This window comes from Sphingomonas sp. P4_G2 (assembly GCF_056401155.1).
In genome coordinates this window covers 802,647-821,716 of the sequence record NZ_JBFUJY010000001.1, presented here as the reverse complement: position 1 = coordinate 821,716, position 19,070 = coordinate 802,647, and the positions used below count along the sequence as shown (strand labels likewise).

The following is a 19,070-nucleotide window of genomic DNA, read 5'->3' as shown; positions in this document are numbered from 1 at the left end:
CGCCATCTCCTCGGATAGAAAAACACAGCGAAAGTAGTAAGTTGTCAACCGCTGTCGATTATCCACGCCAGCATGCAGCGTCGCGTCCCGCTCTCTTTGCTTCGGCCGGGCATGTTCATCCACGGCATTGAGGGCTCCTGGCTCAGCCATCCGTTCTGGCGCCGCCGCTTCCTGCTACGTTCGGACAGCGACATCGCCGCCTTGCGCGACGCCGATATCGCTTTCGTGACGATCGACACCGCGCGGGGGCTCGCGCCGATCGACGAGCCCGAACCGATCATCATCACCGAACCCGTTGTCGCCAATGTCCCTACGGGCATCACAGCCGAGCGCGAGCGCGCCGTCGACATCGTCGCGCGGACCAGGGAAATCATCCGCGGTGTTTTCGAGGGTGCCCGATTGGGCAAGGCGATCGACTCCGATCAGGTCGTCGCGGTCGTCGACGAGATTTCCGAATCGGTACAACGCAACGCATATGCCCTGATCAGCATCGTCCGGCTCAAGTCGAAGGACGATTATAGCTATCTGCATTCGATCGCGGTGTGCGCGCTGATGGTCAATTTCGCTCGCCATCTGGGCTTGCCCGACGACACCGTGCGCGAATTCGGCCTGGCCGGGCTGGTACACGACATCGGCAAGATGGACGTGCCGTCCGAGATCCTCAACAAGCCCGGCCGGCTGACCGATGAGGAATTCGCCATCGCGCGCCTCCATCCCGAACGCGGCTGCGCGATCCTCGATCGGGCGGAGGCCATTCCCGCCACCGCGATCGATGTCTGCCGCCATCATCACGAAAAGATCGACGGCACCGGCTATCCGTTCGGGCTGAAAGGCAGCGAGATCAGCCTGGCGGCGCGGATGGGCGCGATCTGCGATGTCTATGACGCCTTGACGTCGGACCGCGCGTACAAGGACGCCTGGTCGCCGATCGAGGCGGTGACCGCGATGCACGGCTGGCGCGGCCAGTTCGATCGCGACCTTTTATTCACCTTCTATCAAAGCATTGCCGTGTTCCCGGTCGGCATGGTCGTCCGCCTTCGCTCGCAGCGTTTGGCGATCGTACTGTCCAATGGCCGCCGCGCGAGTCGGCCCCGCCTGCGCGTCTTCTACGACACCGCCGCGAACAGCCTGGTCGATCCACGCGATATCATTTTGGCCGATGACGACGCGTGCAAGACCGTCATCCGCGCGGAGAATCCCGCCGATTGGGGAGCGCATGATTGGCCGGCGCTGTGCGTACACCTGCTGCAGGAGAGCGATAAGCTCGACCGCGACGTGATCGCGCGGTTGTGGGCGGGGGTCGAAGCGACGCCGGGAGAAACGGTCGAGATGCCCGCCAGCGATCGCGTCTCTCGCTGGCGGCCGAGTCAGCGGCTCGATTGAGTTAGGTCGTTACCAATCTCCTTCGTCATGCCGGGCTTGTCCCGGCATCCACCGTGCAACAACGCCTCAGCTCGGTTGTGGAGAGGCACAAGGCCGCGGTGACGGCAGAAAATGAGGCCAATTTTCCGCAGTAAGCAGGCATCCTCGGGACGTCACGGAAGTAAATTCCGTGACGTCGGACGCGGCTTTGCCGCGCCGGCCGGCCGTTCGCGTCGCTGAAGCGACCGCCGCGCGAGCCGTGCGGCTCGCTTCGGCTACTTCTTCCGTTTGAAATCAACGCTGACGACGTTCGAGCCGTCATCGACGCGCTCGACATGGTCGTTCTCGGCCTCGTCATGCGGCTCGGGACCGTCGGGGCCTTCCTGCGCCTGGAAGCGGAGTTCGAAATTGACCGCCGGATCGTGAAAACCGGTGATCGCCGAATAGGGAATGTCGAGCTTCGACGGCACTTGGTTGAAGCTCAGCCCGACCGAGAATCGCTCGTCATCGACTATCAGGTCCCAATAGCGATTCTGCAGGACGATCGTCATCTCGTCCGGGAATCGCTCGATCAGGCGTTCGGGGATGCTGACACCCGGCGCCTGGGTCTTGAACGTGATGTAGAAATGATGCTCGCCGGGCAGCCCACCACCGGCCGCGACCGAGCCGAGCACGCGGCCGACCACGGCGCGCAGGGCCTCCTGCACAATCTCATCATACGGAATCAGGCTATCGGGCAGTCCATCGCTCATATGCCTTGGGTAGCCGATGCGAGCGTCGGGTCAAGATTGCATGACGTGCAACACACCCATATGGGGGCGCGATGCGCACCGCGACGATCAACCGCAAGACGAGCGAGACGTCGATCGACGTCGCCGTCAACCTCGACGGGACCGGCAGCTATGCCGTGTCGACCGGCATCGGTTTCTTCGACCATATGCTCGAACAATTGTCGCGCCATTCGCTGATCGACCTCGAGGTCAAGACCGTGGGCGACCTCCATATCGACCAGCATCACACCGTCGAGGATACCGGCCTCGCGATCGGTGAGGCGATCAACAAGGCGTTGGGCGAAAAGCGCGGCATCCGCCGCTATGCCGATGCGCTGTCACCGATGGACGAGACGCTGACTCGGGTCGCGCTGGATATTTCGGGTAGGCCGTACCTCGTCTGGAAGACGGAATTCTCGCAAAAGCGCCTCGGTGAGATGGACACCGAGATGTTCGAGCATTTCTTCCACTCGTTCGCGCAGACCGCCGGGATCACGCTCCACATCGAGACGCTGTACGGCTCGAACAACCATCATATCGCCGAGGCGGCATTCAAGGGCCTAGCCCGTGCGCTGCGTGAAGCGGTCGAGATCGATCCGCGCAAGGCCGATGCGATTCCCTCGACCAAGGGGACGTTGTGATGCCGGCGACCAACGCCGACGCACCGGTCTGCCTGATCCTGATCAATTACGTCGTTTCGCTCGACGAGGTCGACCGCCACATGAAGCCGCATATCGGCTGGCTCGAGCGCGGCTATGCCGAAGGCCTGTTCCTGCTGTCGGGGCGCCGCAACCCGCGCACCGGCGGCGTGATCATCTGCCGCGGGCATAAGGCCGAGGTGGAAGCGCTCGCCGCGAGCGACCCGTTCGTGACCAGCGGCGCGGCGACGATCGAGGTGATCGAGTTCAATGCGAGTTGGGCGGCCGAAGCGGTCGCTCCTCTGTTCGCGTGACGCTCGCGCTGATCGATTACGGCGCGGGGAACCTCCATTCTGTCGCCAACGCGCTGAAGGCGGTAGGCGCACAGGACATCGCGATTACCGCCGATCCCGAACTGGTGCGCGGCGCCGACCGGATCGTGCTCCCCGGCGTCGGCGCGTTCGGCGCCTGCTCGGCGGCGTTGCGTGCGGTGCCGGGCATGATCGACGCGCTCGACCAGCGCGTGCGGCGCGATGGCGCGCCGTTCCTCGGCATTTGCGTCGGCATGCAGCTGATGGCGGATGTCGGCGAGGAAATGGGCGAGCATGAGGGACTCGGCTGGATCAAGGGTCGCATCCGCCTGCTGACCCCGTCGGATTCCACCGCCAAAGTGCCGCATATGGGCTGGAACGATGTCCGGCTAACCGTCCCTCACCCGCTGATCGAGGCGGGCGAGGCCTATTTCCTGCACAGCTATGCGTTCGAGGGCGACGATGTGGTGGCGACGACCGATCATGCCGGCTCGGTCGTCGCCGCGATCGCCCGCGACAATATGGCGGGCGTGCAATTCCACCCCGAAAAGAGCCAGCGCTACGGGCTGGAATTGTTGAAGAGGTTCCTGACATGGCGGCCGTGAAATGAGCCTGATCATCTTCCCGGCGATCGACCTCAAGGGCGGCAATGTCGTGCGCCTGGCCGAGGGCGATATGGATCGCGCGACGATCTATGGCGACGATCCGGTGGCGCAGGCGATGGCCTTCGCCAATGCCGGGTCGCAGCATCTCCACATGGTCGACCTCGACGGCGCGTTCGCGGGCAAGTCGGTCAATGGCGACGTGGTCCGCGCGGTGGTCGCTGCGTTCCCGGGTCATGTCCAATTGGGCGGCGGGATCCGCGACCGAGCGGCGATCGAAGGTTGGTTCGACGTCGGCGTCTCGCGATTGGTGATCGGCACCGCCGCGCTCGACAATCCCGACCTGGTGCGTGAGGCCGCGCGCGATTTCCCGGGCGGTATCGTCGTCGCGGTCGACGCCAAGGACGGCATGGTCGCGACGCGTGGCTGGGCCGATGTCTCGGATGTCTCGGTCGAAGACATGGCACGCCGATTCGAGGATGCCGGGGTCGCCGCCTTGCTGTTCACCGATGTCGGGCGCGACGGCCTGCTCAAGGGCTGCAACGTCCAGGCGACGGTCGATCTGGCGCGCGCGGTCGACATTCCGGTCATCGCCTCGGGCGGAGTCAGCGGGATCGCCGACATCCACATGCTCGCGCTCCACGCCCGCGACGGGATCGAGGGCGTGATTACCGGCCGCGCGTTGTACGACGGCCGCCTCGACCTTGCGACCGCGATCGCGGTGGCGGAGGCGGCGTGAGAACCCCCTCTCCCCGTGGGAGAGGGAGGGGCCCGCTCGGCGCAGCCGAGTGGGAGGGTGAGGGCAGCACGCTTTTCTCACTCCTGCCCTCACCCTTCCGCCGCTTCGCGGCTCCCTCCCTCTCCCACAGGGAGAGGGATTTATGACCGTCCGCGCCCGCGTCATCCCCTGCCTCGACGTCGCCAATGGTCGCGTGGTCAAGGGCGTCAACTTCGTCGACCTGCGCGACGCCGGCGATCCGGTCGAGCAGGCGCAGGCCTATGATGCAGCCGGTGCCGACGAGCTCTGCTTCCTCGACATCACCGCCAGTCATGAGGCGCGCGGTACGATCCTCGACGTCGTACGACGCACCGCCGAAGTCTGCTTCATGCCGGTGACCGTCGGCGGCGGCGTGCGCTCGGCCGAGGATGCCCGCGCCTTGCTGCTCGCCGGCGCGGACAAGGTCGCGGTCAATTCCGCTGCGGTGGCCCGCCCCGAACTCGTCAGCGACATCGCCGAGCGCTTCGGCAGCCAATGCTGCGTCGCCTCGGTCGATGCGCGACGCACTGCCGATGGTTGGGAAGTCTTCACGCATGGCGGCCGCAAGCCGACCGGGATCGATGCGGTCGCCCATGCGCTGCGCCTCGCCGAACTCGGCGCCGGCGAGCTGTTGATCACCAGCATGGACCGCGACGGCACGCGCGACGGCTATGACCTCGACCTGATCCGCACGATCGCCGACCAGGTCAGCGTGCCGGTAGTGGCATCGGGCGGCGTCGGCGGGCTCGACGACCTCGTCGCCGGTATCCGCGACGGCCATGCCAGCGCGGTGCTTGCCGCGAGTATTTTCCATTTCGGCGAGGCGTCTATCGCCGACGCCCACCGCGCGTTGGCCGCGGCGGGTATCCCGGTGCGCACGCCCATCTCCTGACCGTCACCCCGGACTCGTTCCGGGGTCCAACGCTCCGCAGCGGAATCCAGCCGTTGTTGCACGTTGGGTGCCGGAACAAGTCCGGCATGACGGAAAGTTAAGAGCCGCGCGGTATCACGCCCATCAAATGCGCTACCTCTTCGCCTTGCCCCTCCTACTGATCGCGACGCCCGCGCTGGCCTCGGTGCCGCCGCATAGCGGGGTGATTCACACCCGATCGATGCCCGAACTGTCCGACATCGCGTTATTCGGCATGGCCGTCGCGGGTGTCTGGCTGGCGCGGCGGGCGCTGCGCAAGCGCTTCGCCAAACAGGCAGATGCGACCACAGCTACGCCAAAGGATTGACGGCGGCGGCGCGGACAGGCAGCGCTCGCGCCATGAACAACGATCCGCTCGACGCGCTCGACGCGCTGATCCACTCGCGCAAGGGCGAGAGCGCCTCCAGTTCGTACACCGCAGAACTGTTCGTCCGCGGCCGTGCCAAGATCGCGCAGAAGGTTGGCGAGGAGGCGGTCGAAACCGTGATCGCGGCGATGCGCAAGGACAAGAAGGAACTGACCAGCGAGGCCGCCGATCTGATCTATCACCTGCTCGTCCTACTCGCCGATTCCGGTCTGTGCCTCAACGATGTACGCAACGAACTGGCGCGACGTACGGGCACCTCGGGCCTTACCGAAAAAGCCAATCGGAAGTCTTAATTCTCCCCTCCCGCTTGCGGGAGGGGTCGGGGGAGGGCATGTCCAAATCGCCACACCCCCCGGATTGGAGGCCACAAGCCCTCCCCTAGCCCCTCCCGCAAGCGGGAGGGGAACATGAGGTAACAATGCCGATCGACGCCACCCTGCCCTATGACGACCAGAACATCTTCGCGAAGGTGCTGCGCGACGAAATACCGTCGAAGCGCGTTTATGAGGACGAATGGGCGGTCGCGTTCCACGACATCAACCCACAGGCGCCAATCCATGTCCTGGTGATCCCGCGCGGGCCGTACGTGTCGTGGGACGATTTCAGCGCCAGGGCGTCGGACGCGGAGATCGCCGGCTTCGTCCGCGCGGTCGGCACGGTCGCACGCGACCTCGGCCTCGTGGCACCCGGCTATCGCCTGCTCGCCAATGTCGGGCTGCACGGCCATCAGGAGATCGCGCATCTCCACGTCCACCTGTTCGGCGGGCAGGCGCTGGGCCCGATGCTCGCGCGCTGAGTTCGTCGCAGGCGTAACCAATAAGGGATTGCGCGCGGGGGTTTTGCGACTAGGCTCCCCCGCCAGCACCAAAATACCACCTTGGGGGTTGGCTATTCATGATTTTTGACCGCGTAAAGTCACTGGACGCGATTCTCGCGACCGCCGAGAAGAAGGGACTCCACCGATCATTGGGGGCGTTTCAGTTGACCATGCTGGGCGTCGGCGCGGTGATCGGCACAGGCATTTTCGTCCTCACTGCCGTCGCGGCGCAAAAGGCAGGGCCGGGCATGATGCTCAGCTTCATGATCGCCGGGTTCGTGTGCGCAGTCGCCGCGTTGTGCTATTCGGAGCTTGCCTCGATGGTCCCCGTCGCGGGATCGGCCTACACTTACACTTATGCCGTGATGGGCGAAATGCTCGCCTGGATGGTCGGCTGGGCGCTCGTCCTCGAATACGCCCTGGGCGCGAGTGCGGTTGCCGTCGGCTGGTCGAACCATCTGGTCGGTGCGCTAGCAGACAGCGGATTCCATTTTCCCGCGATTATCAGCAACGCAGACGGCTTGATGGCCAAGGTCTCGCTGGCGTTCGGCAGTAAAGCAACGCCTGACCTTCTCGCCGCTGCGCAGCATGGCGGCTATATCAACGTGCCCGCTGTCGTCGTCGTTCTCGCCGTGACGGCGCTGCTGATCAAGGGCACGACCGAAAGCGCGATGGTCAACGCGGTGCTCGTCGTCGTCAAGCTGGTCGCCCTGACGGCTTTCATGGTGCTGACGCTCCCGGCGATGCACACAGCGAATTTCAGCCCGTTCACGCCCACCGGGTTCGGCAATCTGACCAGCGGAACGGGCTATGTCGGCGCGGCCGCATCTATCTTTTTCGCCTATGTCGGCTTCGACGCGGTTTCGACTGCCGCCGAGGAAACCAGGAACCCGCAGCGCAACGTGCCGATCGGATTGATCGGCAGCCTGATGATCTGCACGCTTATCTATCTGCTGGTGGCGGCCGGCGCGATCGGCACGATGGGGGCTCAGCCCGTAACGTCGGCGGCTGGTGCGTTCCTCGCGCCCGGATCGCCCGAAATGGCAGGACGCTGTACCGCGATCGTGGCGAGCGGAGTGACCGAGCCGCTGGTGTGTTCGAAGCACGCACTGGTACACGTGCTTCAGACGATCGGCTATCCCGTCATCGGCTGGCTCGTCGGACTTGCAGCGATCATCGCGCTGCCGTCGGTCGTGCTGATGATGATGTTCGGCCAAACGCGCGTATTCTTCACGATGGCGCGTGACGGTCTGCTCCCCGCGTCGTTCGCGAAGGTGCACCCGAAGTTCAGGACGCCGTATGTCGTGACCGCCGTCACCGGCCTTTTCGCTCTCATCTTTGCGGGGCTGCTGCCGGTGGGCAGCCTGGCGGACTATTCGAACTCGGGCACGTTGTTTGCGTTCGCGATGGTGGCGCTGGCGGTGCTGGTGTTGCGGGTCAAAGATCCGACGCGCAAGCGCAGCTTCCGCACGCCGGGTGTATGGATCGTCGCGCCACTGGCGATCATCGGCTGCATCGTCCTCTATCTTGCGCTGGATACGACGTCGAAGCTGGTCCTGGTGGGCTGGGGCGCAATCGGCTTGGTCGTTTATTTCCTCTACAGTCGCAGCCGCAGCCATGTCGGTCAGGGCATCATCGATGTTCCCGAACACGAAGCATATGGCGAGCTGGAGCCTCCGGTGCCCGGCACCGAGTGAGCGCCTGATCCAGGCAACAAGAAAGGGGCTGGAGTAGCGATACTCCGGCCCCTTTTCTTTTTTAGGCCCTCTCCCGCTTGCGGGTGCACCGGGTCGGTCATGCCCCCGGCATGACCTGAACAGCGCGGGGCGCTGTTCACCCGGCGCAGGTTGGGTGAGGGTCTTCTTTCTTCTTTTTCAGCCTCGTCCGCTTGGAAGAAGGAAGAAGACCCTCACCCTCCCACCGCTTCGCGGCGGCCCCCCCCTCTCCCGCTTGCGGGAGAGGGGGTTTCTGCTCAGCCCAGTTTGCTTGCCACCAGCTTCTTGAGATCCGCCAGCGGGCGCGGGCCGACATGCGAGATGCATTCGGCGGCGCAGATCGCGCCCATGCGCAGGCTGGTCGCGAGATCGCGGCCTTGCGCCTGGCCAGCGAGGAAGCCCGCCGCGAACAGGTCGCCCGCACCGGTCGTGTCGACCACGTGATCGATCGGCTCGGCGGGCACGCGGGCATGCTCGTCGGCATGGTGCGCCTCGGCACCATGCGCGCCGTGCGTGCACACCAAGGTCGGCACCCGCGCCGCCAGGCCCTTCACCGCCGCCTCGATATCGTCGGTCTGCATCATCGCGCGGACTTCATTGTCATTGGCGAACAGCAAATCAATCTGGCCGGCGTCGATCAACGCGAAGAACTCGTCGCGATGCCCTTCCACCACGAAGGTGTCCGACAGCGTCAGCGCTACCTTGCGTCCCGCGTCGCGCGCCAACGCGATCGCCCGCTTCATCGCATCGCGCGACTGTTCGGCGTTCCACAGATAGCCTTCGAGATAGAGGATCGCGCCGGCGCCGATCGTCTCCGCGTCGACCGCGCTTTCGGGCAGATACTGCGCCGCACCCAGGAACGTGTTCATCGTGCGCTGGCCGTCGGGCGTGATCAGGATCAGGCAACGCGCGGTCGGGTCGCCGCCGGTCGCCGGTGGGGTGGCGAAATGCACGCCGAGCGACTGGACGTCGTGCGCGAACACCTTGCCGAGCTGGTCGTCGGCGATCTGGCCGATGAAGCCGGTCGGCTGGCCCAAGGCCGCGAGCCCAGCGATCGTGTTCGCCGCCGACCCGCCCGACACTTCCTGCCCCGGACCCATCCGCGAATAGAGATCGTCGGCGGCGGCGGGATCGAAGATCAGCGCCATCGATCCCTTGGTCATGCCCTCGGCCGCGATGAACTCGTCGGTCGACTGCGAAAGGATGTCGACGATGGCATTGCCGATCGCGACCACGTCATAAGCGGGGCTGGTCAAGTCAGATATCTCCGGGAAATGGTTGGCCGCGCCGTATCGCCGCCGCTAGACAGAAGCAACGATGATCCGCGCTTTCCTCCTGTCGCTCGGCCAGCTCACCGATTCCGCGATCCTGCGCGTCTTCCTCAAATCGATCGGGTTGACGTTGCTGGTCTTCCTGCTGCTTGGCGCCGGACTGTGGTTCGGGACGCAATGGCTGTTCGTCGATCAACTCGGCTGGGGTGAGAACGCCGCCGGTCTCGCGATCATCGGCGAGTTCGTCGTGACGATCATGTTCGGCTGGGTATTGTTCCGCGCGGTGGCGATCGCGGTGATCGGCCTGTTTGGCGATCAGATCGTGATCGCGGTCGAGCGCAAACATTATCCCGACGCGCTGGCGAGCGCCCATGACGTGCCGTTCGCGCGGTCGTTGCACATGGGATTGCGATCCGCAGGTCGCGCGCTGGCGATCAACCTGGTGCTCCTCCCGGCCTATATCCTGCTCCTGCTGACCGGATTCGGCACGCCGTTGCTGTTCTTCGCCGCCAATGGCTGGCTGTTGGGAGTCGATCTCGGCGAGATGGTCGCGGCGCGGCATATCGCGCCGTCCGAGATGAAGGCATGGCGCGCCTCGACCCGCTGGGTGCGCTGGGAATTAGGGGTAATCGTATCGGGACTGCTGACCGTGCCCGTTATCAACCTGTTCGCGCCGGTCTTGGGCGCGGCGATGGCGGCGCATTTGTTTCACGGGAGGAAAGGATGAAGCGACTTCTGGCGATAGCGGGGTTGGCGCTGCTGCTTGCGGGTTGCGGCGAATCAACCATGGCGCGTCCGGCGACGCCGGTCAGCGCGGTGATCAAGCAGCCGCCGCTGCCGGCCAACGGGCTCGAGCGCGTGATGGGGCAGAATGCCGCCGGTCTGACCCAGACATTCGGGCCGCCCAATGCCGATGTCCGCGAAGGCACGGCGCGCAAGCTGCAGTTCCAGGGCACGTTCTGCGTGCTCGATACCTATCTCTATCCCGGCAAGAACGGCGGAGAGCCGACCGTGACCTATCTCGACGCCCGCCAGCCCGATGGAAGTCCGATCGACCGCGCGAGCTGCGTCGCGGCGTTGGCTCGGAGGGGTGGGGGTAAGTAACCATATAAGCCCCTCCCCTTCAGGGGAGGGGCTGGGGTGGGGCAATCGCGGGCGACGCGCTCTGCGAGGCATCCCCCACCCCCAACCCCTCCCCTGAAGGGGAGGGGCTAGATAGCTGTCCCAGCGCCCAGCGCGCTGCGTCCGCCACAACCTCTGACGGATCGTCGCGCAGCGCCTCAAGTACCGGCGCCAGCCCAACATCCCCACTATTTCCCGCCGCATAAGCCGCATTGCGCACCATCCGATCCCGCCCGATCCGCTTGATCGGCGACCCCGCAAACACCTGACGAAACCCAGCATCGTCGAGCGCCAGCAGATCGGCCAGCCGCGGCGCGGCGAGCTCGGCACGCGGCAGGAATGCCCGGTTGGCCGCCGCCGCCGAGGCGAACTTGTTCCACGGGCACACCGCCAGGCAATCGTCGCAGCCATAAATGCGGTTACCCAGCGCCTCCCGGAACTCCTCCGGCACCGGCCCCTTATGCTCGATCGTCAGATAAGAGATGCACCGCCGTGCATCGAGCCGATAGGGCGCCGGGAAAGCATCGGTCGGGCAGGACCGCTGGCACGCATCGCACGAGCCGCAGCGATCGCGCCCCGCCTGATCGGGCGCGAGGTCGAACGTGGTGTAGATCGCGCCGAGGAACAGCCAGCTGCCATGATCGCGGCTGACGAGATTGGTGTGCTTGCCCTGCCAGCCCAGCCCGGCCGCTTCGGCCAGCGGCTTTTCCATCACCGGCGCGGTGTCAACGAACACCTTGAGGTCGGCGCCCGGCGCTTCCGCCACGATCCACCGCGCCAAAGCCTTCAAGGTCCGCTTGACGAGATCGTGATAATCGCTGCCCTGCGCGTAGACCGAGATCCGTCCGCGCCCCCCCTCACCCGCCAGCGCCAGCGGGTCACGCCCCGGCGCATAGCTCATGCCGAGCGCGATCACGCTCCTGACCTCGGGCCACAACCCCGTCGGCGCGGCACGGTGATGCGCGCGCTCCTCCATCCAGATCATCTCGCCATGGCGGCCCTCGGCCAGCCATTGCCGTAGTCGCTCGCCCGAGCGGGGCGCGGCGTCGGCGCGCGCAATGCCGACCGCGGCGAAACCGAGCCTTAAGGCTTCGTCGCGCAAGCGGTCTTCGAATAGCTTGTGTTCGGTCACTTCGCCCCGCTACCACGGACGAACCAATCGAGGGAGGTCGCGTGTCTCAGTCTCTGGCCGTCACCGCCCACGGCCTCGTCAAGAATTTCGGTGGGCGGAGGGTGGTTGACGGCGTCGACCTCGCGGTGCCGACCGGCACGATCTACGGCGTGCTCGGCCCCAACGGCGCGGGCAAGACCACGACCTTGCGCATGCTGCTCGGCATCATCGAACCCGATGAAGGCGAGCGCACCTTGCTCGGCCGCGATCGTCCGCGCGACGCGAGCGACCATGTCGGCTATCTGCCCGAGGAGCGCGGCCTCTATCCACAGATGAAGGCGCGCGAAGCGATCGCCTTCATGGGCGCGTTACGCGGCCTGCCCTGGAAAATCGGGCGCAAGCGCGCGATCGAGATGATGGAGCAGGCTGGCCTCGGCTATGCGGTCGATTTCAAGATCCGCAAATTGTCCAAGGGCATGGCCCAGCTGGTCCAATTGCTCGGATCGGTCGTTCATCAGCCCGATCTGCTCGTCCTCGACGAACCCTTTTCGGGGCTCGATCCGGTCAACCAGGAAGGGCTCGAACAGCTGATCCGTGCCGAGCAGGCGCGCGGCGCCACCGTCCTGTTTTCGACCCATGTCATGGCGCATGCCGAGCGACTGTGCGACCGGCTGGCGATCATCGCCGGGGGCAAGCGCCGGTTCGAGGGCACCGTCGCCGATGCCCGCGGCATGCTGCCGATGCGCGCGCATTACCAACCCGAGCGCGACGGACCCGAAGTGGCGGCGATCCTGCCCGCCGACGCGCAGCATAACGGCCGCGACTGGGTGTTTCCGGTCCCCGATGACGCGGTCGAGGCAGTGCTGCTCAAGCTGACTCAATCGGGATTTGGCGTGGCGGGCCTGTCGATCGAACGTCCTGGATTGCATGACGCCTTCGTCCGCATCGTCGGCGCCGAAGCGCTGGCCCAGGCCGAAGCGGAGGCGCTGTGATGGGCGGTAATATCGGTCGCGGGCTGCGCCAGGCGCTGACCGTGGCGCGGCGCGATTTCATCGCCACCGTGTTCACCCCGACGTTCCTGCTGTTCCTGTTGTCGCCGATGTTCACGATCCTGTTCGGCGCCGCCGGCGGGTTCGGCGCGTCGAGCATGGCGCAGGGCGCCGCCGACCGCGCGCGCATTGTCGTGATCGCAGCTCCCGACCAGGCGCCAGCGATCATCGCGACCGACTGGCAATTGCGCCGGGTGTTCGGCCGCGGCGACATTCCGCCGCCGCTCGACGTCCTGACGCCGTCGGGCGATCCCGCCGCACAAGCGCGCGCGCGCGTCTCGGGCCGCGATGGCGATGTTGACGCGGCGCTTTATGGTCCACTCGAACGCCCGACGATCGTCTACGGTGGCGGCGGACGCGATGAGGCGGATTATCTCGCGGGCCTGGCCGAACAGGTCATGCGTGCGCAGAAACTGGGCTCGACCGCGCCGCTCAGCGTGCCGACCAAGACGAAGATCGTCCGCACCGTGGTGACCACCAGCGGCCATAACGCCGCGGCCTTGTTCGCGGTCATGGCGATCTTCCTGCTGACCCTGTTCCTCGCCGGCCTGACGATGGGCACGATGGCGGAAGAGCGCAGCAACAAGGTGATCGAAGTCCTTGCCGCCGCGGTCCCGCTCGAATCGGTGTTCTTCGGCAAGCTGATCGGCATGTTCGGCGTCGCTTTGCTGTTCGTCGGTTTCTGGGGCACGGTCGCGAGCCAGATCACCAGCATCCTGCCCGCCGGGACAGCGGCGGCGCTTGCGGGTGTGGCGCCGGCCGTCGGCAAGCCGGTCTTCGCGTTGCTGTTCCTGGCCTATTTCGTCATGTCGTATCTCCTGATCGGCGCGGTCTATCTGATCCTCGGCGCGCAGGCCTCTACCCAGCGTGAGCTTCAGCTGATGGCGCTGCCGATGACCGTCGTCCAAATGGCCAATGTCGGCATGTCGACCGCGGCGGCCGGTCGCCCCGGAAGCACGATCGCCTGGATCGCGGAGATTTTCCCGTTCAGCTCACCGATGGCGATGGCCGCGCATGCCGCCAATTCGTCCGCTTTGTGGCCGCACGCGGTCGCGATCCTGTGGCAATTGCTTTGGGTGTCGCTGGTGATCTCGCTCGGCGCGCGCTGGTTCCGTCGCGGCGTGCTGAAGTCGGGCGAAGGCCCCAAGCGCAAACGCAAGCAGCCGCAGCCGGCGAGCAGCTAGCCGCTCCACTATTGACATCTGTGTAAGTATAGGTTTGTCTCGCCCGATAAATGGGAGAGTGGGCATGGCGACTCAAGCCGAATTGACCGAGATGTTGGCGAAGGGTCCGACCTTCAAATATGAAGGCCCGGTCGATCCGCTCGACGTCAGCCGGCCCGAACTTTATCGCGACGATGTCTGGCAGGAGCCGTTCAAGAAGCTCCGCGCCGAGTCGCCGGTCCACAAGGTCGAGAATTCGGATTACGGCCCCTATTGGTCGATCTCCACCTACAAGCCGATCCTCGAGGCGGAATCGCTGCCGGACGTCTTCTCGTCCGAAGTGGGCGGGATCACGCTTGCCGACTTCCTGCCCGACAGCGACGTCAAGATGCCGATGTTCATCGCGATGGACCGGCCCAAACATACCGGCCAGCGCCGCACCGTCGCCCCCGCCTTCACGCCGAGCGAGATGGTGCGGATGAAGGAGGATATCGTTCGCCGCACCGCCGAAATCCTCGACACGCTGCCTTATGGCGAACCGTTCGACTGGGTCGACACGGTGTCGATCGAACTGACTACCCAGATGCTCGCGATCCTGTTCGATTTTCCCTGGGAAGATCGCCGCAAGCTGACCTTCTGGTCCGATTGGGCCGGCGATATCGAACTGGTGAAGACACCCGAACTGCGTGCCGAGCGGCTGACGCACATGTTCGAGTGCGGCGCCTATTTCCAAAATCTGTGGAACCAGAAAGTCGGCAAGGAGCCGACCCCCGACCTGATCAGCATGATGATCCATTCGGACGCCATGGCGGAAATGGATCAGTATGAGTTCCTGGGAAACCTGATCCTGCTGATCGTCGGCGGCAACGACACGACACGCAATTCGATGTCGGCGGCGGCTTACGGCCTCGACCTGTTCCCCGATCAGCGCGCCAAGCTCGAGGCGAATCCCGAACTGATCCCCAATGCGGTTCAGGAAATCATCCGCTGGCAGACCCCGCTCGCGCATATGCGCCGCACCGCGACGCAGGATTACGAACTGGGTGGCCAGATGATCAAGGAAGGCGACAAGCTCGCACTCTGGTATCTGTCGGCCAATCGCGACGAGACGGTGTTCGGCGACGACGCCGACAATATCGTCGTCGACCGCCCGAATGCGCGCCGGCACCTGGCGTTCGGTCATGGCATCCACCGCTGCGTCGGTGCTCGCCTCGCCGAACTCCAGATCAGCGTGCTGCTCGAGGAAATGGCCAAGCGCCGGATGCGCGTGAACGTGCTGGGCGAGCCCGAGCGCGTCGCGGCCTGTTTCGTCCACGGCTATCGCAAGCTGCCGGTCGAGATCAGCAAATATTGAGCTGACGCGTCGCGGCGGATTGAAACCGGCAGCGTTTATCGTCCGTACTTATATAGGTCCGATCGATGGAGCCTGTATGATGACGTTCGACCGCCGCCATTTCCTGACCCTGGCCGGCACCGGTGCCGCGACGATGCTGTTCGGCGGCTGTCGCGCCGCGCCCGTCGCGCCGCCCGAAAAGTTCGAGTTCCATTTGAGCGACGCCGAATGGCGCAAGCGGTTACCCGGGCTCTCTTACCAGGTGCTGCGCCACGAGGCGACCGAGACGCCCTATACCAGTCCGCTCAACAACGAGCACCGTGCCGGTATCTTCTCGTGCAAGGGCTGCGCGCTGCCGCTCTATTCGTCGAAGACCAAGTTCGAGAGCGGCACCGGCTGGCCAAGCTTTTGGGCGCCGCTGCCCAATACAGTGAAGACGCGTAACGACGGTTCGCTGGGGATGACCCGGACCGAAGTCCATTGCCGCCGTTGTGGCGGGCATCTCGGCCATGTGTTCGACGACGGCCCCAAGCCGACCGGTTTGCGTTACTGCATGAACGGAGCGGCGATGACCTTCACGCCGGGTAAGGCGTAGGGCTCATCAACCGATAGTAGCGGCTCGCTCAGTCGCGAACGCCGACCACTCCGCGCGCACCAACCGGGGCGATCGTGGCGACCGTCTGGCTGCGCGACGCGTCGAACTGGTCGTCATCGCCATTGTCCATCTTGGGCGCACCGGCGCCATAGATGAAACCCTTGGTCGGATAAGTCGTCGTGCCCAGGCCGCCCATCGGGCCGTACCAGACCTTGACCTGGCTCCAGTCGCCTTCGGGCGAGACGTCGATCGCGCGGACATTATACTCGACGCCGCCGCGGCGCGACCAATTGGCGTGGGTCAACAGGATCTCATGGTCGTTGACGATGCCCGACACCATCGCGACGTGGCCGAGCGGCATGCGGCTGAACGAAGCGAAGGCGAGGACCGAACCAACTTTCGGGGTGTTGCCGCGCTCATATTTGCCGGCGGCCTGCGACCACCAGGTGTTGGCGTTGCCGAAAATCTGGATACCCGAAATCTCGCGCGCATAAGGAGCGCACTGCCAGAACCGAGCCTGAGCCGGCACCGTCGTCGCCAGGGCGCAGAGCGCCACCAGCGCGAATCGCGCTGCCAAACCACCAAATTTCATGCGACCCCCCAAAAGGTCCGTTGAACTGTTGATGGTGGGTTAGGTGGACAAAACCGACATGGGAACCCTGTCGGCAGGATGAATGGAACCTTTCACGACGAACTGTGTTTCGTCGCCGGTGAATGCCCAAATGCGGTGCCGCCTGGACCCAATTCACGCCTGAGGCAGCCATATTTTGTGGCCGAAATCCGCCGAATCGCTACCGGTGTCACGGCGAGTGCGGCGCGCCCTCGGCCTCCGCCGCCGCGATCATCCGAGCCAGCCGCGCTTCGTGTTCGGTGCGGCCGAACGGGAATTTGGAGAACAGAATGGCCGCCACGATCGCCAGCGAGCCGTAGATCAGGATGAAGGCCAGCGTCAGATGGTCGATCACCGCCACCGGCACCATGCCGGGCTTCGCACCCTTGGGGAACGATACAAGATCGAGCAGCTGGCCGACGATCATGATGCCCAGGCCCGAGGTGCATTTCTGGACGAAGAAGGATCCGGCGAAATAGACGCCTTCCGACCGGCGGCCGGTCCGCGCTTCCGAATCCTCGACCACGTCGGCCATCATCGATGCGCCCAGGATGAAGGACGATACGCTGAGCGCGGTCGCGGTGACGAAGATCGGGAGGAGCAGGAACACCAGCGCGCTCGATCCCGGTGGCGGCAAGACGCCGGCGAAGCGCAGCCAATAGGGCATGGTGTGGAACACCGTCGCCGCCAGCACGAACGCCATCGCCGCATGCGGCTTGCTGGTGCGCTTGCCGACCGCAGGCGCGATGACGAAGGCGAGCGCCGCACCCAGCATCAGCGCGAACGGTAGCAGTTGCAGCGTCCAGGACTTGAACTGCCAGACGAAACTATAGGTGTAGTTGGACAGCGCGTAGCTGATCCCCTGGTTGGTATAGGCGCAAACGCCCGCCAGCATCAGGATCAGGAACCCGCGATTCTTGACTGTTTCCCACAGCTCGCCGAAATGCTCGCCGAGAGACTGGCTGCGTACGACCGTCTTGGGCAACCGCGCGATCTCGTGATGCGTGCCCAGCGCCGATGCCAGGATCGCGACAACCATGATGACGGTACTGGCGATTGCGAGGTGACCATAACCGACGCGATTGAGCAGGCCGTTGGGATAGGCGGCCGACGGCGTCAGGAACACGCCGTAAGCGAGCAACAGGATCGACAGGCCGCCCGCCCATCCGAACAGATAGCGATAGGAGGTGATCCGCGTGCGCTCGTCGTAATCCGACGTCAGTTCCGGCGTCAGTGCTTGGGACGGCACTTCATAGCAACTAACCGCGCTGCGCACGACGACCGCGGTCACGAACAGCCAGGCGAGCGTGGCGCCGCCGCTCAGATGCGGCGGGTTCCACAATAACAGCCATCCGATCGCAATCGGCAGCGCCGCCGAATACATCCATGGATGACGCCGCCCCCAGCGCCCGCGCGTGCGGTCCGACAACACGCCAATGAGCGGATCGACGAACGCGTCGCAGACGAGCGCGATGAAAATGATCAACCCGACAGTCGAGGCGTCGAGTCCGACTACCTGGTTGTAGAAGATCAGCAGGAACGTCCCGAACCCGGCATCCTTGACGCCGTACGCGACCGATCCGAAGCCGTAGCTTGCCGTAGTCCAGTTCGAAAGCCGGCGCGGTGCCGGCGTCGCCAGCTTGCTCACGAGGCCGCCGCCTCCAGTGATGAGAACAGGCCGGGCACGCTGTCGTCCCAGCTCGCGCGCGTGCCGATCAGCATGCCACCATCGACCAGGATATGCGTGCCGGTGACAAAACTGGCGTCATCGCTCGCCAGATAAGCGACCGCTGCGGCAATGTCTTCAGGCCGTCCGGCGCGCTGCACCGGTTGAGCGTGCGCGGCGGTCTGGGCGATCACGCCGTTGACATGATCGCGCACCTCGCCTTCGAGTCCCAGCGCCGAAGTGAAGATGTTGGTGGTGATGAACCCCGGCACCACCGCATTGACGCGGATATTGTGCTTGGCGAGGTCGGCGGCGGCGACCTTGGTCAGATGCAACACGCCCGCCTTGGCGGTCGAATAAGCGGTCGGCGCATAGCCGCTGCCCAGCGCGGAGACGCTCGACGTGTTGACGATCGCCCCACCACCGCGTTTCGCCATCAGCGGCGCGGCATAGCGGATACCCATCGCCACCGATCGCAGCAACAGGCTCATCGTGCGATCCCAATCGTCGGGCGAAATCTCGTCGATCTTGTCGCGCGCGCCCGCCGCGCCGGCATTGTTGAACAGGATGTCGAGCCCGCCCGCGGCATCGGCGGCGGCCAGCAACGCCTCGATATCGGCGACTTGCGTCACGTCGGTTTTCTGGAAGCGGATGCGGCCGTTCGAGGTTTCGGCAAGCTCCTGGCCGCCCGCGACATCGACGTCGCCGATCAGGACGTCGGCGCCTTCCTCGACCAATCGCAGCGCCGTCGCACGGCCGATACCGGAGGCGCCGCCAGTGACCACGGCGCGCTTGCCCTGAAACCGCATTCCATTCTCCTGCATGTATTTTTCCTGCAGCATAGAGGGGGCTTGAGGCCGGTCAATCCGGCTTTTCGAAT

22 protein-coding genes are annotated in these 19,070 nt (G+C 65.0%); 16 read left to right on the top strand and 6 right to left on the bottom strand.

The window, feature by feature from the left end; translation table 11 throughout:
* The first annotated feature begins 72 nt into the window (after nt 1-72).
* Nucleotides 73-1,383, top strand: coding sequence for an HD-GYP domain-containing protein (locus AC1DRD_RS03755; protein WP_478040355.1), 1,311 nt, complete (start codon nt 73-75; stop codon nt 1,381-1,383).
* 254 nt (nt 1,384-1,637) lie between these two features.
* On the opposite strand, the gene AC1DRD_RS03750 is transcribed toward AC1DRD_RS03755, so the two are convergent.
* The gene (locus AC1DRD_RS03750) at nt 1,638-2,114 is read right to left on the bottom strand and encodes an SspB family protein (protein ID WP_478028174.1); all 477 of its coding nucleotides are present in this window, start codon (nt 2,112-2,114) and stop codon (nt 1,638-1,640) included.
* Between the two features lie 71 nt (nt 2,115-2,185).
* On the opposite strand from AC1DRD_RS03750, the gene hisB reads away from it, so the two are divergent.
* The 9 genes from hisB (at nt 2,186) to AC1DRD_RS03705 (ending at nt 8,252) form a co-directional block, all read left to right on the top strand.
* Nucleotides 2,186-2,773, top strand: coding sequence for an imidazoleglycerol-phosphate dehydratase HisB (gene hisB, locus AC1DRD_RS03745; protein ID WP_478040354.1), 588 nt, complete (start codon nt 2,186-2,188; stop codon nt 2,771-2,773).
* Nucleotides 2,773-3,084, top strand: coding sequence for a YciI family protein (locus AC1DRD_RS03740; protein WP_478040353.1), 312 nt, complete (start codon nt 2,773-2,775; stop codon nt 3,082-3,084). The genes hisB and AC1DRD_RS03740 overlap by 1 nt, the downstream gene beginning before the upstream one ends.
* The gene (hisH, locus tag AC1DRD_RS03735) at nt 3,081-3,686 is read left to right on the top strand and encodes an imidazole glycerol phosphate synthase subunit HisH (RefSeq protein ID WP_478040352.1); all 606 of its coding nucleotides are present in this window, start codon (nt 3,081-3,083) and stop codon (nt 3,684-3,686) included. Before AC1DRD_RS03740 ends, hisH begins: the two co-directional genes overlap by 4 nt.
* A gap of 1 nt (nt 3,687) precedes the next feature.
* On the top strand, nt 3,688-4,422 hold the full coding sequence (gene hisA, locus AC1DRD_RS03730; RefSeq protein WP_478040351.1) for a 1-(5-phosphoribosyl)-5-[(5-phosphoribosylamino)methylideneamino]imidazole-4-carboxamide isomerase: 735 nt from the start codon (nt 3,688-3,690) through the stop codon (nt 4,420-4,422).
* A 142-nt stretch (nt 4,423-4,564) separates the two neighbouring features.
* The gene (hisF, locus tag AC1DRD_RS03725) at nt 4,565-5,332 is read left to right on the top strand and encodes an imidazole glycerol phosphate synthase subunit HisF (RefSeq protein ID WP_478040350.1); all 768 of its coding nucleotides are present in this window, start codon (nt 4,565-4,567) and stop codon (nt 5,330-5,332) included.
* Nucleotides 5,333-5,459: 127 nt separating this feature from the next.
* Nucleotides 5,460-5,678, top strand: coding sequence for a hypothetical protein (locus tag AC1DRD_RS03720; RefSeq protein ID WP_478040349.1), 219 nt, complete (start codon nt 5,460-5,462; stop codon nt 5,676-5,678).
* A 32-nt stretch (nt 5,679-5,710) separates the two neighbouring features.
* On the top strand, nt 5,711-6,031 hold the full coding sequence (locus AC1DRD_RS03715) for a phosphoribosyl-ATP diphosphatase (RefSeq protein WP_478040348.1): 321 nt from the start codon (nt 5,711-5,713) through the stop codon (nt 6,029-6,031).
* A 125-nt stretch (nt 6,032-6,156) separates the two neighbouring features.
* Nucleotides 6,157-6,534: an HIT domain-containing protein gene (locus AC1DRD_RS03710; RefSeq protein ID WP_478040347.1), complete on the top strand. Its 378-nt coding sequence runs from the start codon at nt 6,157-6,159 to the stop codon at nt 6,532-6,534.
* A gap of 98 nt (nt 6,535-6,632) precedes the next feature.
* Entirely contained in the window at nt 6,633-8,252 is a 1,620-nt protein-coding gene (locus tag AC1DRD_RS03705; RefSeq protein WP_478028161.1) for an amino acid permease, read from the top strand.
* Between the two features lie 275 nt (nt 8,253-8,527).
* On the opposite strand, the gene AC1DRD_RS03700 is transcribed toward AC1DRD_RS03705, so the two are convergent.
* Nucleotides 8,528-9,526 (bottom strand): adenosine kinase, encoded by a 999-nt coding sequence (locus tag AC1DRD_RS03700; RefSeq protein WP_478028159.1) that lies wholly within the window; start codon nt 9,524-9,526, stop codon nt 8,528-8,530.
* Nucleotides 9,527-9,587: 61 nt separating this feature from the next.
* Between AC1DRD_RS03700 and AC1DRD_RS03695 the strand changes: the two genes are divergently transcribed.
* Together AC1DRD_RS03695 and AC1DRD_RS03690 are read left to right on the top strand one after the other, a co-directional pair.
* Entirely contained in the window at nt 9,588-10,268 is a 681-nt protein-coding gene (locus AC1DRD_RS03695; protein WP_478040346.1) for an EI24 domain-containing protein, read from the top strand.
* Entirely contained in the window at nt 10,265-10,645 is a 381-nt protein-coding gene (locus tag AC1DRD_RS03690; protein ID WP_478028157.1) for a hypothetical protein, read from the top strand. Before AC1DRD_RS03695 ends, AC1DRD_RS03690 begins: the two co-directional genes overlap by 4 nt.
* A 19-nt stretch (nt 10,646-10,664) precedes the next feature.
* On the opposite strand, the gene queG is transcribed toward AC1DRD_RS03690, so the two are convergent.
* Nucleotides 10,665-11,795, bottom strand: coding sequence for a tRNA epoxyqueuosine(34) reductase QueG (queG, locus tag AC1DRD_RS03685; RefSeq protein WP_478040345.1), 1,131 nt, complete (start codon nt 11,793-11,795; stop codon nt 10,665-10,667).
* Between the two features lie 41 nt (nt 11,796-11,836).
* Here queG and AC1DRD_RS03680 point away from each other — a divergent pair, with 41 nt between their 5' ends.
* The 4 genes from AC1DRD_RS03680 (at nt 11,837) to msrB (ending at nt 15,914) form a co-directional block, all read left to right on the top strand.
* Nucleotides 11,837-12,766, top strand: coding sequence for an ABC transporter ATP-binding protein (locus tag AC1DRD_RS03680; protein ID WP_478040344.1), 930 nt, complete (start codon nt 11,837-11,839; stop codon nt 12,764-12,766).
* Nucleotides 12,766-14,007 (top strand): ABC transporter permease, encoded by a 1,242-nt coding sequence (locus AC1DRD_RS03675; protein WP_478028152.1) that lies wholly within the window; start codon nt 12,766-12,768, stop codon nt 14,005-14,007. The genes AC1DRD_RS03680 and AC1DRD_RS03675 overlap by 1 nt, the downstream gene beginning before the upstream one ends.
* 91 nt (nt 14,008-14,098) lie before the next feature.
* The gene (locus AC1DRD_RS03670; RefSeq protein ID WP_478040609.1) at nt 14,099-15,340 is read left to right on the top strand and encodes a cytochrome P450; all 1,242 of its coding nucleotides are present in this window, start codon (nt 14,099-14,101) and stop codon (nt 15,338-15,340) included.
* Nucleotides 15,341-15,419: 79 nt separating this feature from the next.
* Complete coding sequence (msrB, locus tag AC1DRD_RS03665; protein WP_478040608.1) at nt 15,420-15,914, top strand: peptide-methionine (R)-S-oxide reductase MsrB; 495 nt, start codon at nt 15,420-15,422, stop codon at nt 15,912-15,914.
* 28 nt (nt 15,915-15,942) lie between these two features.
* Here the strand turns inward: msrB and AC1DRD_RS03660 are convergent, their stop codons facing one another.
* The 3 genes from AC1DRD_RS03660 to AC1DRD_RS03650 all read right to left on the bottom strand — a co-directional run bounded on the left by AC1DRD_RS03660 (nt 15,943) and on the right by AC1DRD_RS03650 (nt 18,999).
* Nucleotides 15,943-16,506, bottom strand: coding sequence for a CHAP domain-containing protein (locus AC1DRD_RS03660; RefSeq protein WP_478028150.1), 564 nt, complete (start codon nt 16,504-16,506; stop codon nt 15,943-15,945).
* Between the two features lie 208 nt (nt 16,507-16,714).
* Nucleotides 16,715-18,172: an MFS transporter gene (locus AC1DRD_RS03655; RefSeq protein ID WP_478040343.1), complete on the bottom strand. Its 1,458-nt coding sequence runs from the start codon at nt 18,170-18,172 to the stop codon at nt 16,715-16,717.
* Entirely contained in the window at nt 18,169-18,999 is an 831-nt protein-coding gene (locus AC1DRD_RS03650) for an SDR family NAD(P)-dependent oxidoreductase (RefSeq protein ID WP_478028261.1), read from the bottom strand. The genes AC1DRD_RS03655 and AC1DRD_RS03650 overlap by 4 nt, the downstream gene beginning before the upstream one ends.
* Between the last annotated feature and the right edge of the window lie 71 nt (nt 19,000-19,070).

Coding starts and splice junctions, on each gene's coding strand:
- AC1DRD_RS03755 (WP_478040355.1), top strand. CDS start 73: ATGCAGCGTCGCGTCCCGCTCTCTTTGCTTCGGCCGGGCATGTTCATC.
- AC1DRD_RS03750 (WP_478028174.1), bottom strand. CDS start 2,114: ATGAGCGATGGACTGCCCGATAGCCTGATTCCGTATGATGAGATTGTG.
- hisB (WP_478040354.1), top strand. CDS start 2,186: ATGCGCACCGCGACGATCAACCGCAAGACGAGCGAGACGTCGATCGAC.
- AC1DRD_RS03740 (WP_478040353.1), top strand. CDS start 2,773: ATGCCGGCGACCAACGCCGACGCACCGGTCTGCCTGATCCTGATCAAT.
- hisA (WP_478040351.1), top strand. CDS start 3,688: ATGAGCCTGATCATCTTCCCGGCGATCGACCTCAAGGGCGGCAATGTC.
- hisF (WP_478040350.1), top strand. CDS start 4,565: ATGACCGTCCGCGCCCGCGTCATCCCCTGCCTCGACGTCGCCAATGGT.
- AC1DRD_RS03720 (WP_478040349.1), top strand. CDS start 5,460: ATGCGCTACCTCTTCGCCTTGCCCCTCCTACTGATCGCGACGCCCGCG.
- AC1DRD_RS03715 (WP_478040348.1), top strand. CDS start 5,711: ATGAACAACGATCCGCTCGACGCGCTCGACGCGCTGATCCACTCGCGC.
- AC1DRD_RS03710 (WP_478040347.1), top strand. CDS start 6,157: ATGCCGATCGACGCCACCCTGCCCTATGACGACCAGAACATCTTCGCG.
- AC1DRD_RS03705 (WP_478028161.1), top strand. CDS start 6,633: ATGATTTTTGACCGCGTAAAGTCACTGGACGCGATTCTCGCGACCGCC.
- AC1DRD_RS03695 (WP_478040346.1), top strand. CDS start 9,588: ATGATCCGCGCTTTCCTCCTGTCGCTCGGCCAGCTCACCGATTCCGCG.
- AC1DRD_RS03690 (WP_478028157.1), top strand. CDS start 10,265: ATGAAGCGACTTCTGGCGATAGCGGGGTTGGCGCTGCTGCTTGCGGGT.
- AC1DRD_RS03675 (WP_478028152.1), top strand. CDS start 12,766: ATGGGCGGTAATATCGGTCGCGGGCTGCGCCAGGCGCTGACCGTGGCG.
- AC1DRD_RS03670 (WP_478040609.1), top strand. CDS start 14,099: ATGTTGGCGAAGGGTCCGACCTTCAAATATGAAGGCCCGGTCGATCCG.
- msrB (WP_478040608.1), top strand. CDS start 15,420: ATGACGTTCGACCGCCGCCATTTCCTGACCCTGGCCGGCACCGGTGCC.
- AC1DRD_RS03660 (WP_478028150.1), bottom strand. CDS start 16,506: ATGAAATTTGGTGGTTTGGCAGCGCGATTCGCGCTGGTGGCGCTCTGC.
- AC1DRD_RS03650 (WP_478028261.1), bottom strand. CDS start 18,999: ATGCGGTTTCAGGGCAAGCGCGCCGTGGTCACTGGCGGCGCCTCCGGT.